The following is a 14158-nucleotide window of genomic DNA, read 5'->3' on the forward strand; positions in this document are numbered from 1 at the left end:
TTTTGCTTTTAATTATAGCATCTTAAAGGGAAGAAATTAAATCTATTTTAGAGTTCTTTCTTGCGATTGCCCTGATTTATCTACTTCGGAGTAGACCTACTCCTTAATTAAATTGTTCAACTATCTGTTCCTCATTGGATATCTAATTCTTCTTCAGCTTGACCTTTATTTTCAATCTCCGTTAAGACTCTTTCTTTGAAGTCAACTAGCTTTTCTGCTCCTAAATCACCTTCGCGTCTTTCCCGAACTGAAACAGTTCCCGCCTCAACTTCATCATCACCTACAATCAACATATAAGGAATCTGCTGCATTTGCGCTTCCCGAATCTTATAACCTATCTTTTCCTGTCTAGCATCGACCTCTACTCTAATTCCAGCTACTTGTAACTCTTCTTTAATCTGTTCAGCATATTCCAAGTGATCATCGGTAATTGGAATAATAGTAGTCTGCACCGGAGCTAACCAGGTTGGAAAAGCGCCAGCAAAGTGTTCAATCAAGATGCCGATAAAGCGTTCTATACTGCCAAAGATGGCTCGGTGAATCATTACCGGCCGATGCTCTTCCCCATCTTGACCAATATAAGTTAAATCAAAGCGCTCTGGCATCTGGAAATCGAGCTGTATAGTTCCACACTGCCAGCTCCGACCTAAACAGTCTTCCAAATTAAAGTCAATCTTGGGCCCGTAAAAAGCCCCATCGCCTTCATTAATTTCATAATCCAAATCATTAGCAATAATTACTTCCTTTAAGGCGCTAGTAGCCTGCTCCCATAACTCATCAGAACCCATTGCTTTTTCTGGCTTAGTACTTAACTCCACATTATAATCAAAATCAAAAGCACTATAGATAGTATCCACTAAGTCAATAACCTCACTTAACTCCTCTTCAATTTGAGAAGGTAAGCAGTATATATGAGCATCATCTTGAGTAAAGTTTCTGACTCGCATTAATCCATGCAAAGTTCCCGAACGTTCGTGACGATGCACCAACCCAAACTCTCCTAATTTAATCGGCAAGTCTCGATAGCTACGGATCTGCCCCTTATAAACTAAAATGCTACCCGGACAGTTCATCGGCTTAACCGCGTGGGTTTCCTCATCAATTTCTGTAAAGTACATATCATCTCGATAATGATCCCAGTGTCCAGAGCGCTTCCACATCTCCTGATTTAAAATCAAAGGAGTCTGAATCTCTCCATAACCGGCTTGGCGATGCTCCTCTTTCCAAAAGTCTATTAACTCATTTCGAATTACCATTCCTTTAGGATGGAAAAAGGGAAAGCCTTTTCCTTCATTATGGAGACTGAATAAATCAAGTTTTTGGCCTAACTTACGGTGATCACGCTTTTTAGCCTCCTCTAGTCTCTCCAAATGCTCCTCTAAGAGCGACTGCTTAGGAAAAGCAGTTCCGTAAATCCGCTGTAACATCTCGTTATTCTCATCCCCACGCCAGTAAGCGCCAGCTACATTAAGTAGCTTAAAGGCTTTAACCTCGCCAGTAGAAAGCAAGTGCGGGCCCTGACAAAGATCTACAAAGTCTCCTTGCTGATAAAGACTAACCTGCTCATCTTCAATTTCCTCTAGCAGCTCCACCTTATAATCCTCGTCTAGCTCCTTTAAGCGATCAATAGCCTCTTGCTTGTCCAGCTCTATCCGCTCAAACTGCAAATCCTCGGCAATTATTCTCTCCATTTCCTCTTCAATCTTCTCCAAATCATCCTCAGAAAAGTTCTCCTCCACCTCGAAGTCATAATAAAAACCATCTTCGATAGCAGGGCCAATAGCTAACTTAACCTCATCCGCTCCAAATAAATTCTCTACCGCCTGAGCCATTATATGAGCCACACTATGTCGATAAATCTCCAAGCCTTCTTCAGAATCAATAGTAATAATCTCCAACTCAACATCCTCGTTCAAGGAATAATCTAAATCAACCGGCTCTCCGTCAACTACTCCTGCTACGGCTGCCTTGCCCAGTCTGGGCCCGATTGAAAAGGCCACCTCCTTAACAGTAATTCCAGCTTCAAATTCCAAACTAGAACCATCAGGTAAAGTCACATCTACTTCTTCCATTTTTATCACTACTCCTTTAAATATTTTATCTCAAAATAAAAAAATCTCTCATCTCCAATTAGAGACGACAGATTTATTCGCGGTTCCACTCTATTTTATCCAGCTTAAAACTAGATAATCTTATCTTTAATAACGAAATCAGCAATTCCGGGCCTCCTTACTATAAGTTCGGGAGCCAACTCCAAGGTGGTATTCAGCTAAGTTAGTCTAGGAAGCTTACAGCCTGTGGCTTCCTTTCTCTAGTTAAGACTTCGCTTAACTTACTCTTCCTCTTCGTAGTTTTTTTAGATATCTAATTTTAAAATAATTATAACTACAAATACTAGTTCTGTCAAGTTATAAAGTTCAGAGGACAGATGATAGAGGATAAAGGATAGATTAAGATCAAAAGATAAAGTTCAAGTTCTATTTGACACAGCGCCCTGAAAGAAGCGTTTTTTGCTTCTTGAGGAAGTACTCTTGGGGTGACTAAAATCTGACTAAGTTCTGACTAGACATTAAAACATAAGTTCAAGAAATTATTTAAAGGTTTTTATTCAGCCCAAGACTTCACCCCAAGGGTACTAGCTTCGCGTCGCTTCTGCAAGGATTAATATCCTTTCAGGGCACGTGTTAATTAGTATTCATTCACCCAAAGGGCACTTTTTTAGGGGTTATTATCCCGAGAATAATGACTAGCTAAAGTTCCAGCTTTGCAAGCATCGCTTCAGGACGCGTGGTTCCAAAAAATTTTAAAGGTTTTAAGGTTTTGTCAGATTTTTGTCAGAACTTAGTCTGTGTCCACTAGGTTTTAATGTCTTGAACTTATCTATCCTCTATCCTCTGTCCTCTATCATTTGAATAAAACATTATTCCAATATTGTTTTACTTTTTAACAGAAGAATCAACACAAAATTTACAACCACCACAAAAACTAACTCTCTCTCCAAAAATACTCCTCAAGATTTCAAAAGTATTCCCTTTAACTTGATAATGAAGCATTATCTCTGCCGGCATCAAGGTAATCAAAGCACTGATTAATAAATCATTATAATTCAACTTTTCTGAAGTTAGATTACTATTCAGCGAATCCAAATATTCATTCTTAAGCACCTGCCTACTATCATCTAACACCTCAAAACCTTTTTCAGCATCCTCAATAATATGTACTAAATTCTCTTTAGTTTCCTGAATATCCACAAAATAACGCAGTAAGCCAATAAACTCCTGATACTCCTGTTTCTTAATAAAGTAGTCTACGGCCCAATCTACTCTACTCTCTAATTCTTTTAAATAATCCTTTAACCTAAAGATAATAAAGCCTTCTAAGAGCAACTCTTCGTTAAAATTCAAATAATCTGCTAACTTCATCCTAATTCTACGCTTTCTATCTACAAGAGAACCTACATCCTTCTTAGTATCGTCTTGCAAAGGATTAAAGTCTTCCAAAACCAGATTATAAATAATTTCTTGCTCAGTCTGGCTATAGTCTTGATACTTTTCTTGCAACAGTTCTTTTATTAAAAAGGTTTCTACCTCATTAATAATTAGCTCGGCTAAAGAAGTAATCAAAAAGTCTTTACATATATTCTTGAATTTCGAATAATCTTCCTGATTAACTAAGGTATAATCAAAAAAGATAAACTCCGTTTGCTGCCTTTCTTTAACCTGAATCTTAATATCCTCAGCAGCTAAGTATTCTATTCTAGAATTTAATTTTTCTCTAATTTCTTCTACATAAAGAGCAGTTCCAATTGAAAGAACTTTTTCCATTATCTTTCACCCCTTTTAAGACCTCTATAGCTATTATATGTGCTAAGTTAAATAGCTATACATAGCTCAAAAATTAAAAAGACCCTTTAAGGGGTCTTCGATAGCCTAAGCTACTAACTATAAATCTTAATTTCTTAACATTTATGTATTAAAATTGAAAGCATAGCTAAAAAACTATTTAGTTTAAATGGTGCGGACAGATGGGATTGAACCATCGACCTCTACGATGTCAACGTAGCGCTCTCCCCCTGAGCTATGTCCGCTTAAAATAAAAATGGTGCCGAAGGTGGGAGTTGAACCCACACGAGCACAAGGCCCATTGGATTTTGAATCCAACGCGTCTGCCAGTTCCGCCACTTCGGCAAATAAAATTGGAGGTGGCACCCGGATTTGAACCGGGGGATAAAGGATTTGCAGTCCTCTGCCTTACCAACTTGGCTATGCCACCTCTGCACATAAAGTAGTATATACAATAATGACCCAATAGTCAAAATTATTAAAGACTACTTATGAGCAATTAAATCACTTTAACTGACTTTTACTAATAAATACTCCTTTTATCTCTACTATCAAATCATTTTATTTTTCTCGATCTCACTGGATTAACTGGCCCCAGATTCAACTCTTTCCTCCTGAGCAGTATGGGCATTAATATAAACTCTATACTGCTCTTCTTTAAAGTTACCCCAAAACTCATAAGCTAATATCTTTTCACCTAGTTCATTTTCGATAACAACTAAGTTCTCTCGTTCAAGATCTAGCTCCTCACTAACCTTCTCTCGAGCTTGGCTGAGGCTTAATTCCGGCTCTAAGTCAAGCTCTAAGTCCTTATTTAATAAAAAATCGCGGCCATTAAAACCGATAATCTCCCCTTCATCTAAAGCAACTTTAACAGCTAACTCTCTCGGGTAGATTAAGACCTCTTCTTTTTGAGGAACAAAATTAAAAGTAGCTACATTAGGGGTTCTAACTGTCTCGTGTAGCACAAGTTGTTGATAATCGTTAGCTTCTAAAAACTCAGCAGCTATTTTTCTAGCTTCTTCCAGTTCTATATTCTCCTCTTCAAAGAGCTTCTTCTCTAAAAACCAGATCACCTCTTCTTCACTCTGACTAATATCAAAGGTAGCTCCTTCATGATTTAAGTCCTTAGATTGAGCAATTACAGTTACTATACCCGGCTCATCCACTGCTTCCTCAGCTACTTCAAAGGTGAATTCTTCACTTCTTTCACTCCAAAAGTCTTTTACTATTTCTATAGCTGCTTCATCTTCTAGCTCTGCTCCTTCTTCAAACTCCAGAGCACCCAACTGGGCAGCTAAGCCCTCAGCTTCCAATGCTAATTCACCTTCAGCAAAATCCGCTTCCGCTGACTGAACAGTTTGAGTATCTAAACTATGTAAAGCACTTAAAACTTCCTCTTCTACTTCTTCCTGCTCTTCTAAAACGATATGTCGCTGTCTACTCCATCTAAAACCATCTTCTTCAATTCGATTTTGAATTTCTGTCAGTTCACTGTTTATTTCTTTTACTTGAGTATGGAAGTTATCTAGATCCTCTCGCTGTTCAGAAGTTAAACCGTCACCAATACCCTCCTTATCTAATTGGTAGGTTAAGTCTTCTATGTCAACTAATAGTTTTTTAACCCCAGTCATAGAAATACCAGCAATGGGCAGTCTACCTAAGTTTTCTTGAATCGAAAAGGCATCTCGCCAAATATTATTTAACTTTAAACTCTTCATTCCCTCAGATTGGCTCACCAAAGTAGTAGCTAAGTTTTCTTCTAGGGAGTCGAAATCGCTATTTATTTTATCAAAGGAGTTCCGATACTGATTCTCATTTTGCAACTCCCACCGAGCTAAAATCCGGTTAGTTCTTACTCCCCAATAACCGGTCACTACTACTGCAATTACTAATCCTAAAATAACAATATTTCGTTTCATTAGAGTCAACTCCTTTAATTAGCAAAGATATGCTTACCGATAGTTCTAATAGTAGATCTAGTAAAAATCCAGTTACTAGTTGAAGTGACTGGATTATAAAAAAATACAGCTCCATAACTAGGATCCCAACCATTTACAGCATCCAAAGTAGCTTGTACCGCAGTATCATCGGGAGTATGAGTCCATAACTCACCGTAATTCACTACCGTAAAGGCCCAGGGTTCATAGATAACCCCCGAAATAGTATTGGGAAATCTAGGATCACGCTTTCGATTCAAAATTACTGCCCCAACTGCTACTTGTCCTTCATAGGGCTCCCCTCGAGCTTCGGCTGAAATGGTTCTAGCCATAAGTCTTAAGTCAGGTGGTAAGTCCCAAAAGGCGGAAGTTCCTCCCTGCTGAGTAGGTTCCACCCTAGTACTAAAGTGACTATTAACAGCCCAAAATCCTCCTGCTAAAAAGGATACTACTAGTAAAATAACTATAATTTTTTTCACATTTCTATTCATATTTAAAGCCTCCGTATTAACTTTATCAGTTATAATCTTTACCAAGCTTGCTATATTTATTCCCATTAATAACAAAAACCTGGCTTTTAAAGGCCAGGCTTAAGATTTAACTCTTCTCTTTTGGACAACATTCCTTCTCTACAGAACATCCATCATCTTCAAAATATTGTTCTAAATTAGCTACTTGCTGAGCTATTTCCTTTAATCTTTCTTTATTCACAGAATAATGAACCCAATAGCCCCGCTTCTCCCCTTTAACCAGTCCGGCCTCTCGTAAAACTTTCAAATGTTGAGAAACCGCCGACTCAGAAACGGATAATCGTTTAGCTAAAGCTTTTCCGCAATAATCATTATTTAAAAGCAAGATTACTAGCTTTAACCTAGTATTATCACTAAGAGCCTTTAGCTTTGTTAAAAGTTCTTCCACTTTAATCCCCCCGCAGTATTGATTATCTATATCATATCATTTGATATTGATATGTGCAATTTATTTTAAAAAATCAACAAGCCTAAAATACCGGAAGTAACTACCATCAATATCGGGTGAATACCTAAAAAAATTCCCACTACAGTTACTACGGTGATCAATACACTTTTCATTTCCAAAAAAGTGGTGCGGCCTAATTTTAAGACTACAGTAATTATTAACCCAATTACCGCTGGTCTAAGCCCAGCAAAAACCTTATCCAGTACGGAACTGTCTTTGAAGTCGATATATAACTTAGCAATAATTATTAAAGCAATAATAGGAGGAATAATTAAACCCAAAGTAGCCATTAAAGCTCCGGGAACTCCGCTAACTTTAGTCCCTACAAAGGTAGCCATATTGACCATGATCGGGCCCGGAGTCACCTCCGCTAAAGCTACAGCATCGGCAAACTGCTCTGCTGTTAACCAATGATGGTTATTTACCACTTCCACCTCCGCCAAAGCCAACATTGCATAACCACTGCCAAAGGTAAAGACTCCTATCTTCATGAAAGTAAAAAACAGTTGAATTAACAGCATACTTAACCTCCTTAACTTATAATCATATCATAAAAATAATTAACTTACTACCCTAATAATATAGTTAAGGGACTGCTGATATCAGCAATCCCTTAATCTTTTTCGATATTTATTTATTTTTCTTTTTTCCATCGGCGCAGGAATGCCCCTTGCCTTCACCATGGCATTCTCTAATCTGCTTTTGAGAACACTCTCCCGGCTTTCCCTTTAAATTTTCTGGCTGCTCGCACTCGCATTTACACATCCTAAATCCCCCCTAATCTATAATTTATTTAAGTAGTATCTTAACTAGATTATATCATGCTAAATTAAATTGTCAACTATAAATAGCATATAAATAAAAAAAGAGCCTGCTTGATTACAGACTCTTTTCGCTTAAGTTAATTTTTTCTATTTTAGAGAATAGTAGCTTCGCCTTTATAAACTAATCCGCGTACGCTATCTACGGTTATCAAATCACCGTCTCTAAGCACCTCTACCGCATCTTTTGCTCCCACTACTACTGGAATTCCTAAGTTCAAACCAACAATAGCAGTATGAGAGGTCAAACCTCCTTCTTCCACAATAATCGCCTTAGCCTTCTCCAAGGCCGGCATAAAGTCTTTATCGGTGCTACTAGTAGCTAAAATCATATCTCTTTCCATCTTTTCATTAGCTTCACTAGCCGTCTTTACTACACAGACCTCGCCAGTTGCGGCCTTTTTGCCGATTCCTGTTCCTTGTAAGATCGCTTCCCCAATCACATGCACCTTTAATAAGTTAGTAGTTCCTGGTACTCCTGCTGGTGAACCAGCAGTAATCACTACTAAATTACCAGTCTGCACATAACCAGCAGCTAAAGCTCCCTGTACTGAAGCTTGAATCATTTCATCGGTAGAATCAGTACCTTCAGTTAATACAGGCCTGACCCCCCAAGATAAAATCAACTGATTAAATATCTTCCGGTTAGGAGTAGCTGCTATAATTGGAGCATAAGGACGATACTTGGAAACCATTCTAGCTGTATGACCAGAACGAGTAGCGGTAATTATCGCCTCAGCTCCTAAATCCTTAGCCGTTTCACAGGTGGAGTAACTAATTGAGTCTGTCACCGTATGATGAGCCTCTACGTGCTTTTTAGTAATCTGTTCTTGATAACGAGCCGACTCTTCAGTCTCTACAGCAATCCGGGCCATGGTATGCACCGACTTAACTGGATAATCCCCCATAGCCGTTTCCCCGGATAGCATAGTAGCATCGGTACCATCAAAGATAGCATTAGCCACATCAGTAGCCTCAGCTCTGGTAGGTCTAGGATTGCGAATCATAGAATCCAGCATCTGCGTAGCAGTAATCACCGGCTTAGCCTCTCGATTACACTTACTGATAATTATTTTTTGTACCATCGGCACCTTTTCAGTAGGAATCTCTACTCCAAGATCACCCCTAGCTACCATAATCCCATCGGAAACATCTATGATCTCATCTATATTATCTACACCTTCTTGGTTCTCAATCTTAGGAATTATTTTAATTTCATCAGCATTATGTTCTTCTAAAAGCTCCCGAATAGCTAATACATCGGCTGCTTTACGTATAAAAGAAGCAGCAATAAAGTCAACTTCCTCTTCAATTCCAAACTTGATATCCCGCTTATCCTTTTCGGTAAGAGCAGGCAAAGTAACGGAAACTCCCGGCAGATTAACCCCTTTGCGAGAGCTTAACTTACCACCGCTAACTACCGTACATTCCACCTCAGTTTCAGTAGTTCGCTCAATTTCCAGCTCGATTAAACCATCATCTATTAAGATAGTTCCGCCTACCTCAACATCTTCCGGTAAGTTATTATAGGAAACCGAAACTTTTTCAGCAGTTCCTTCTATCTCTTCAGTAGTTAAGGTAAACTTAGCTCCTTTTTCGAGAGTAACCTCGCCATCATCCTTGATCAGTCCCGTTCTTACTTCGGGACCTTTAGTATCCAACAAGATAGCCACTGGCTCTCCTTTATCAGCTGCTACCTCTCTAACATTATCCATCATTTCTTTATGGTCAGCGTGTTCACCATGCGAAAAGTTCATTCGGGCCACATTCATCCCGGCCTCAATCATTTCTGCCAATACTTCTGGGTCGCTGCTAGCCGGACCAATAGTACAAACAATCTTCGTTCTTCTCATTCAATATCCCCCTTAGTAATTTTTCCTTACATAGATAAAATATTGGCTAACTCTAAAATCTCCTGATTAATCTCTTTTTCAGTTTCTAAAGACTCTAACAGAGAAGAAGGTTTAACTTGATCATGAACTATTCCTAACATTTGATTAGTTTCTCCAGCCAATAAATATTCTACCGCTGCCGCTCCTAAACGGCTAGCCATAATCCTATCCTGAGCTGTAGGAGCTCCTCCGCGTTGAAGATGACCTAAAACAGTAACTCTAGTCTCCAGCCCTGTACATTCACTAATTTTCTCTCCTAAAATGAAAGCTTTACTTTCATGTAAACCTCGATCGGTCTCGAAATTATCTCCTACTCCTTCAGCTACTAAAATAATACTATGTAATTTACCCCGTTCATATCCATCTTTTAACTTTTGACAAACCTTATCTATATCTAGCTCCACTTCCGGAATTAAAATAGACTCAGCTCCTCCACCAAGACCGGACATCAAAGCTAAAAATCCAGAATGACGGCCCATCACCTCTATCACAAAGGTTCTTTCGTGAGAAGTAGCAGTATCTCTAATTCTATTAATAGCATCCAAGATAGTATTCATAGCCGTATCGAAACCAATAGTAGTATCAGTACAAGCTATATCATTATCTATAGTTCCCGGGATTCCTATTACCCCAATATCAGACTCTTCGCTAAGCAGTTGAGCCCCTTTAAAAGAACCATCGCCTCCGATTACTACCACTCCTTCGATACCAGCATACTTTAACTGGCGAACTGCTTCTGCTCTGCCCTCCTTAGTCTTAAACTCCTCACAACGAGCCGAACCTAAAACAGTACCACCGCGATGTACAATATCAGCCACAGAACGTCTTTCTAATACCTCAAAATCACTCTCAATCATTCCGGCATAACCTCTTCTAATACCAATTACCTTTAAACCTTCATAAATTCCTTTACGTACTACCGCTCTGACAGCTGCATTCATTCCTGGAGCATCTCCTCCGCTAGTTAAAACTCCAATCGTTTCCATAACTTATCCACTCCCTCTTTAATTACTTCTCCTAATTACTTAGTTAATTACTCAGTCTGAACAAGCGCCTTTATCTGCTGCTCTTCTTCAAAAAACTCCCCTATCTGCCGGAACTTATTATATCTTTTAGCTAACATTTCTCTAACAGATAAGGACTTAATCTCTGCTAAGTTCCTGAGTATAGCTTCTTTGAGCAGTTGAGCTGCTTCAGACTTATCTTGATGAGCCCCTCCCTGTGGTTCATCAACTATTTCTTCGATAATTCCTAGTGCTAATAAATCCTCTGCGGTAATATTTAATGCTTTAGCTGCTGTTTCAGCCTCCGCAGCATCACTCCACAGAATAGCAGCACAGGCCTCGGGAGAACAGACAGAATAGTAGGTATATTCCTGCATTAAGATCCGATCTCCTAAACCAATACCTAAAGCTCCGCCGCTACCTCCTTCACCAGTAACTACTACAATAATTGGTACTTCCAACCTAGCCATCTCCATCATATTTTTAGCAATAGCTTCGGCCTGACCTCGCTCTTCAGCCCCAATCCCCGGATAAGCTCCCGGAGTATTAATCAGGGTAATAATAGGCCGTCCAAACTTCTCCGCCTGCTCCATCAAGCGTAAGGCCTTCCGATAGCCTTCTGGATGAGCCATCCCGAAGTTGCGCCGGAGATTATCCTTGGTATCCTTACCTTTCTGATGGCCGATAATGGTCAAAGGCTGCTGGCCAATCCGAGCAATACCGCCTACTAAGGCTGAATCCTCACCGTAGTTCCTATCACCATGTAGTTCGAGAAAATCATCACACATTAGCTCTATATAGTCTAAGGTAGTAGGTCTACCCCCATGCCGAGCTAATTTCAAGATCTGCCAAGGTTCCAAGTTAGCAAAAATCTCCTCTCTTAATCTTTCAGCTCGCGTTTCCAGGCGTTGAACCTCTTCACTTAAATCTAAGTCCTTTTCCTGCATAAATTCCTTTAATTCCTTAATCTTATCTTCCAATTCTAACAAAGGTTTTTCAAATTCTAGATTAACTTTACTCATTACTCTTCACCTCTCAGACTATGAATCTCCAAAATGGTAGCTAAAGCTTCCTTCATCTCTTTTCTATCCACTACTTGATCCACCATTCCGTGTTCTAACTGAAAATTAGAGGTTTGAAAGTCATCAGGCAGTTCTGCATTAATAGTCTGCTTGATTACTCTGGGCCCGGCAAAACCCACCTTAGCTCCCTGTTCAGCCAAGATTATATCACCTAAGGAAGCAAAACTAGCCGAAACCCCTCCGTAAGTAGGGTCAGTAAGCACCGAAATAAATAGCTGACCAGCTTCATCGAATCTAGCTAAGGCAGAACTAGTCTTAGCCATCTGCATCAAAGATAACATGCCTTCGTACATTCTAGCTCCGCCCCCACCACCAGAGATAATAATTAAAGGTAGGCTGCGATTATAAGCCTCTTCAATAGCTCTAGTTACCTTTTCACCTACTACTGAATTCATACTGCCCATTAAAAAGTTAGCATCTATAATGGCTGTGATCACTGTATGGCCGGCTATATTCCCTTCGCCAGTAACTACAGCCTCTGTTAAGCCTGTCTGTTCTTGATACTTACTTAACTTCTCTTCATAATTAGGAAAGTCCAAAGGGTTGCTACTTTCTAAACCTTCATCATACTCTTTAAACTCTCCATCATCAAATAAAATATTCACCCTCTGCTGGGCATTCAGCCTAAAATGATAACCACATTCGGAACAAGTTTTAAGGTTTTCGTCTAATTTTTTATTTAAAATAATCTCCCCACAGTCTTTACACTTAGTCCATAAATCACTGCGCGACTTCTGTTCTTTCTCTTCATTAGCCTGAGACTGCTTTTCTTGTTCAGCCTTTTCTAGCTGCCTTTTGACAGTTACATACTCATCCTTATTGCTAAACCAGTTCTTAAACATAATTTACACCCCATTTTCTAAAAGTACATCCAAAGACTAAATAAATTTTCAAATCTAAGATTGACTATTTATTATTATATACGCTAGCTAAAGTTATCATTCTTAATTCAAACTGGCAAATAGAAAATGACCATTATTTACTAAAACACTATACTGCTCATATTATACCACAACGGAAATAAAATTCAAACAGCCTGTACAAGTACCAATTTTCAATTATCCTTCCTTCTTTGCTCTTAACTCCTTCCTAATTTTAAGGAATCGTTCCTTAGCCATCTTTTTATGAGCTCTTTTAGTTTTGGGATTGTGAACTAGCTTGCTCAACAATGTGACAGCCTCTTTAGGCTCGTCATGCTTATAATATAACATAGCTAAAAGAATAGTTAGCTTATTCTCCTGCGAAGTAGAAATACTGCTTGCATCGGGCCCAAAATGAAAGTTTTTAAAATATTTTAAAGCCTTAAAGGAAGCTTCAGCAGACAGCTCCTCTGCCTCGACATCTTCGTAAAGCCAACTTAATCTTAACCATAAATAGCCTAATTTATCTGCTCTAGCTTCGATTAATCTATACAGTTGAATACTTAAATAATAAGCAGTAAAGACTTCACTTAGTTTTCTTGGTTCACTATAGCTAGGTTGATAGTCCGCTCCTAGCATAGTCTGAACTTTATCTTTAAATTCAGTTTTTATTTTCTTTAACTGGCGAGCTTCAAAGTTAAGAAAATCCGCTTTGCGAGCTGTATAAAAGCATTCCGTACAGATCCAAATCTTATACCAATCGGGTTCAAAGTTCTTATAGACTGGACGTAAATCCTCTCTTATTTCCTGAAGGCGCAGCCGAGAATTACGAACTTTTTTTACCTCTATTTCAGCAGTACAGACCGGACATTGAACCTCCTTAGTATAAAGGTAGTTATCAAAATCAGCTTCAGCCACTTGAGGATACTTCCCATGGCCAGGAAGATAAAAGTCAGTAGCTCCTTCTACTGGCTCCTTATCATCTTGTTCTGGCTTAACCTCTTCAATAGCATCTTCTTCAGTACTATCTTTTTCAACATCAATTTCTTCAGCCTCTGCATCTATCTTAATCTCTGGGAAATCAATTGCTGAATTTTGTAAGTGTTTAATTCGTTGACAAAGACTAGTCACTAATTGTTTATTTAAAAAAGGTTGTTCTTGTACTAACTTTCTCATATCCTCAGGAGCAAAGATGATTAACACAGTATCTTTATGAGCTAGGGCCCGACAAGAGCGATCCTCCTGCTCCAATAAAGCCACTTCACCAAAGATTTGTCCCGATTTAACTCTATCAACCTCCTTTTCCTCGCCATCTTCCTCTATAAATATACCCACTAGGCCTCTGTGAATTAAATAAACCTTATCTGCTGCGTCTCCATAATTAAAAATCTCCTCCCCAGCAGCTACTTGCTGATTACTACTATGTTTAGATAACAGTTTATACAGCGAAGCTTGACTATTAGCCATAATCCATCGCTCCCTTTTTAAAATTTGTTGCTATTTTCCTCATTTCTATCACTTCCCTAAAAAATTTAATAATTTACCTAGTTGCTTCCCTTTATATCTAAATAATACTACATAGTCATAAATTTTCCTGCTAAAAACTAAAAAATACTAGTCCTTTCATAGAAGCTATTAAGGAAGATCAGAAAAGAAAAAGAATTGACATCCTCCCCGCCCGTTCCTTGCGTCACGAACGAGGATTCCTAAAAGAAACTTACGAGGTTGCTATCTGATTA

Annotated in this window: 12 protein-coding genes, 3 tRNA genes and 1 other annotated feature; all 15 genes read right to left on the minus strand. The window is 38.8% G+C overall.

The genetic code is table 11. The annotated features are described in order from the left end of the window. Positions 1 to 131: 131 nt before the first annotated feature. Entirely contained in the window at positions 132 to 2072 is a 1941-nt protein-coding gene (gene thrS, locus MWH30_RS11860; RefSeq protein WP_248664305.1) for a threonine--tRNA ligase, read from the minus strand. A gap of 57 nt (positions 2073 to 2129) precedes the next feature. Next, positions 2130 to 2358, minus strand: a binding site (T-box leader). A 578-nt stretch (positions 2359 to 2936) separates the two neighbouring features. Continuing rightward, positions 2937 to 3824, minus strand: coding sequence for a putative sporulation protein YtxC (gene ytxC, locus MWH30_RS11865; protein WP_248664306.1), 888 nt, complete (start codon positions 3822 to 3824; stop codon positions 2937 to 2939). Positions 3825 to 4012: 188 nt separating this feature from the next. Then, positions 4013 to 4087: transfer RNA gene (locus tag MWH30_RS11870), tRNA-Val, on the minus strand. A 12-nt stretch (positions 4088 to 4099) separates the two neighbouring features. Beyond that, positions 4100 to 4187: transfer RNA gene (locus MWH30_RS11875), tRNA-Leu, on the minus strand. A gap of 9 nt (positions 4188 to 4196) precedes the next feature. Next, positions 4197 to 4272, minus strand: a tRNA-Cys gene (locus tag MWH30_RS11880). A 154-nt stretch (positions 4273 to 4426) separates the two neighbouring features. Then, a complete protein-coding gene (locus MWH30_RS11885; protein ID WP_248664307.1) occupies positions 4427 to 5764 on the minus strand; it encodes a PepSY1/2 domain-containing protein in 1338 nt (445 codons plus the stop codon). A gap of 14 nt (positions 5765 to 5778) precedes the next feature. Further along, positions 5779 to 6273: a cell wall hydrolase gene (locus MWH30_RS11890; RefSeq protein ID WP_248664308.1), complete on the minus strand. Its 495-nt coding sequence runs from the start codon at positions 6271 to 6273 to the stop codon at positions 5779 to 5781. Between the two features lie 106 nt (positions 6274 to 6379). After that, complete coding sequence (locus tag MWH30_RS11895) at positions 6380 to 6700, minus strand: ArsR/SmtB family transcription factor (RefSeq protein WP_248664309.1); 321 nt, start codon at positions 6698 to 6700, stop codon at positions 6380 to 6382. Between the two features lie 65 nt (positions 6701 to 6765). Then, positions 6766 to 7281, minus strand: a complete 516-nt coding sequence (locus tag MWH30_RS11900; RefSeq protein WP_248664310.1) for a chromate transporter — start codon at positions 7279 to 7281, stop codon at positions 6766 to 6768. A 109-nt stretch (positions 7282 to 7390) separates the two neighbouring features. After that, positions 7391 to 7525, minus strand: a complete 135-nt coding sequence (locus MWH30_RS13880) for a hypothetical protein (RefSeq protein ID WP_282706321.1) — start codon at positions 7523 to 7525, stop codon at positions 7391 to 7393. 151 nt (positions 7526 to 7676) lie between these two features. Continuing rightward, complete coding sequence (gene pyk / locus MWH30_RS11905; protein WP_248664311.1) at positions 7677 to 9434, minus strand: pyruvate kinase; 1758 nt, start codon at positions 9432 to 9434, stop codon at positions 7677 to 7679. Positions 9435 to 9460: 26 nt separating this feature from the next. Further along, the gene (gene pfkA, locus MWH30_RS11910; protein ID WP_248664312.1) at positions 9461 to 10459 is read right to left on the minus strand and encodes a 6-phosphofructokinase; all 999 of its coding nucleotides are present in this window, start codon (positions 10457 to 10459) and stop codon (positions 9461 to 9463) included. Positions 10460 to 10506: 47 nt separating this feature from the next. Beyond that, positions 10507 to 11499, minus strand: coding sequence for an acetyl-CoA carboxylase carboxyltransferase subunit alpha (locus MWH30_RS11915; protein WP_248664313.1), 993 nt, complete (start codon positions 11497 to 11499; stop codon positions 10507 to 10509). Then, the gene (gene accD / locus MWH30_RS11920) at positions 11499 to 12401 is read right to left on the minus strand and encodes an acetyl-CoA carboxylase, carboxyltransferase subunit beta (RefSeq protein WP_248664314.1); all 903 of its coding nucleotides are present in this window, start codon (positions 12399 to 12401) and stop codon (positions 11499 to 11501) included. The genes MWH30_RS11915 and accD overlap by 1 nt, the downstream gene beginning before the upstream one ends. Positions 12402 to 12617: 216 nt before the next feature. Beyond that, the gene (locus MWH30_RS11925; protein WP_248664315.1) at positions 12618 to 13886 is read right to left on the minus strand and encodes a DUF2225 domain-containing protein; all 1269 of its coding nucleotides are present in this window, start codon (positions 13884 to 13886) and stop codon (positions 12618 to 12620) included. Positions 13887 to 14158 lie beyond the last annotated feature (272 nt).

It is taken from the genome of Fuchsiella alkaliacetigena (assembly GCF_023227765.1).
Lineage (GTDB): Bacteria > Bacillota > Halanaerobiia > Halobacteroidales > Acetohalobiaceae > Fuchsiella > Fuchsiella alkaliacetigena.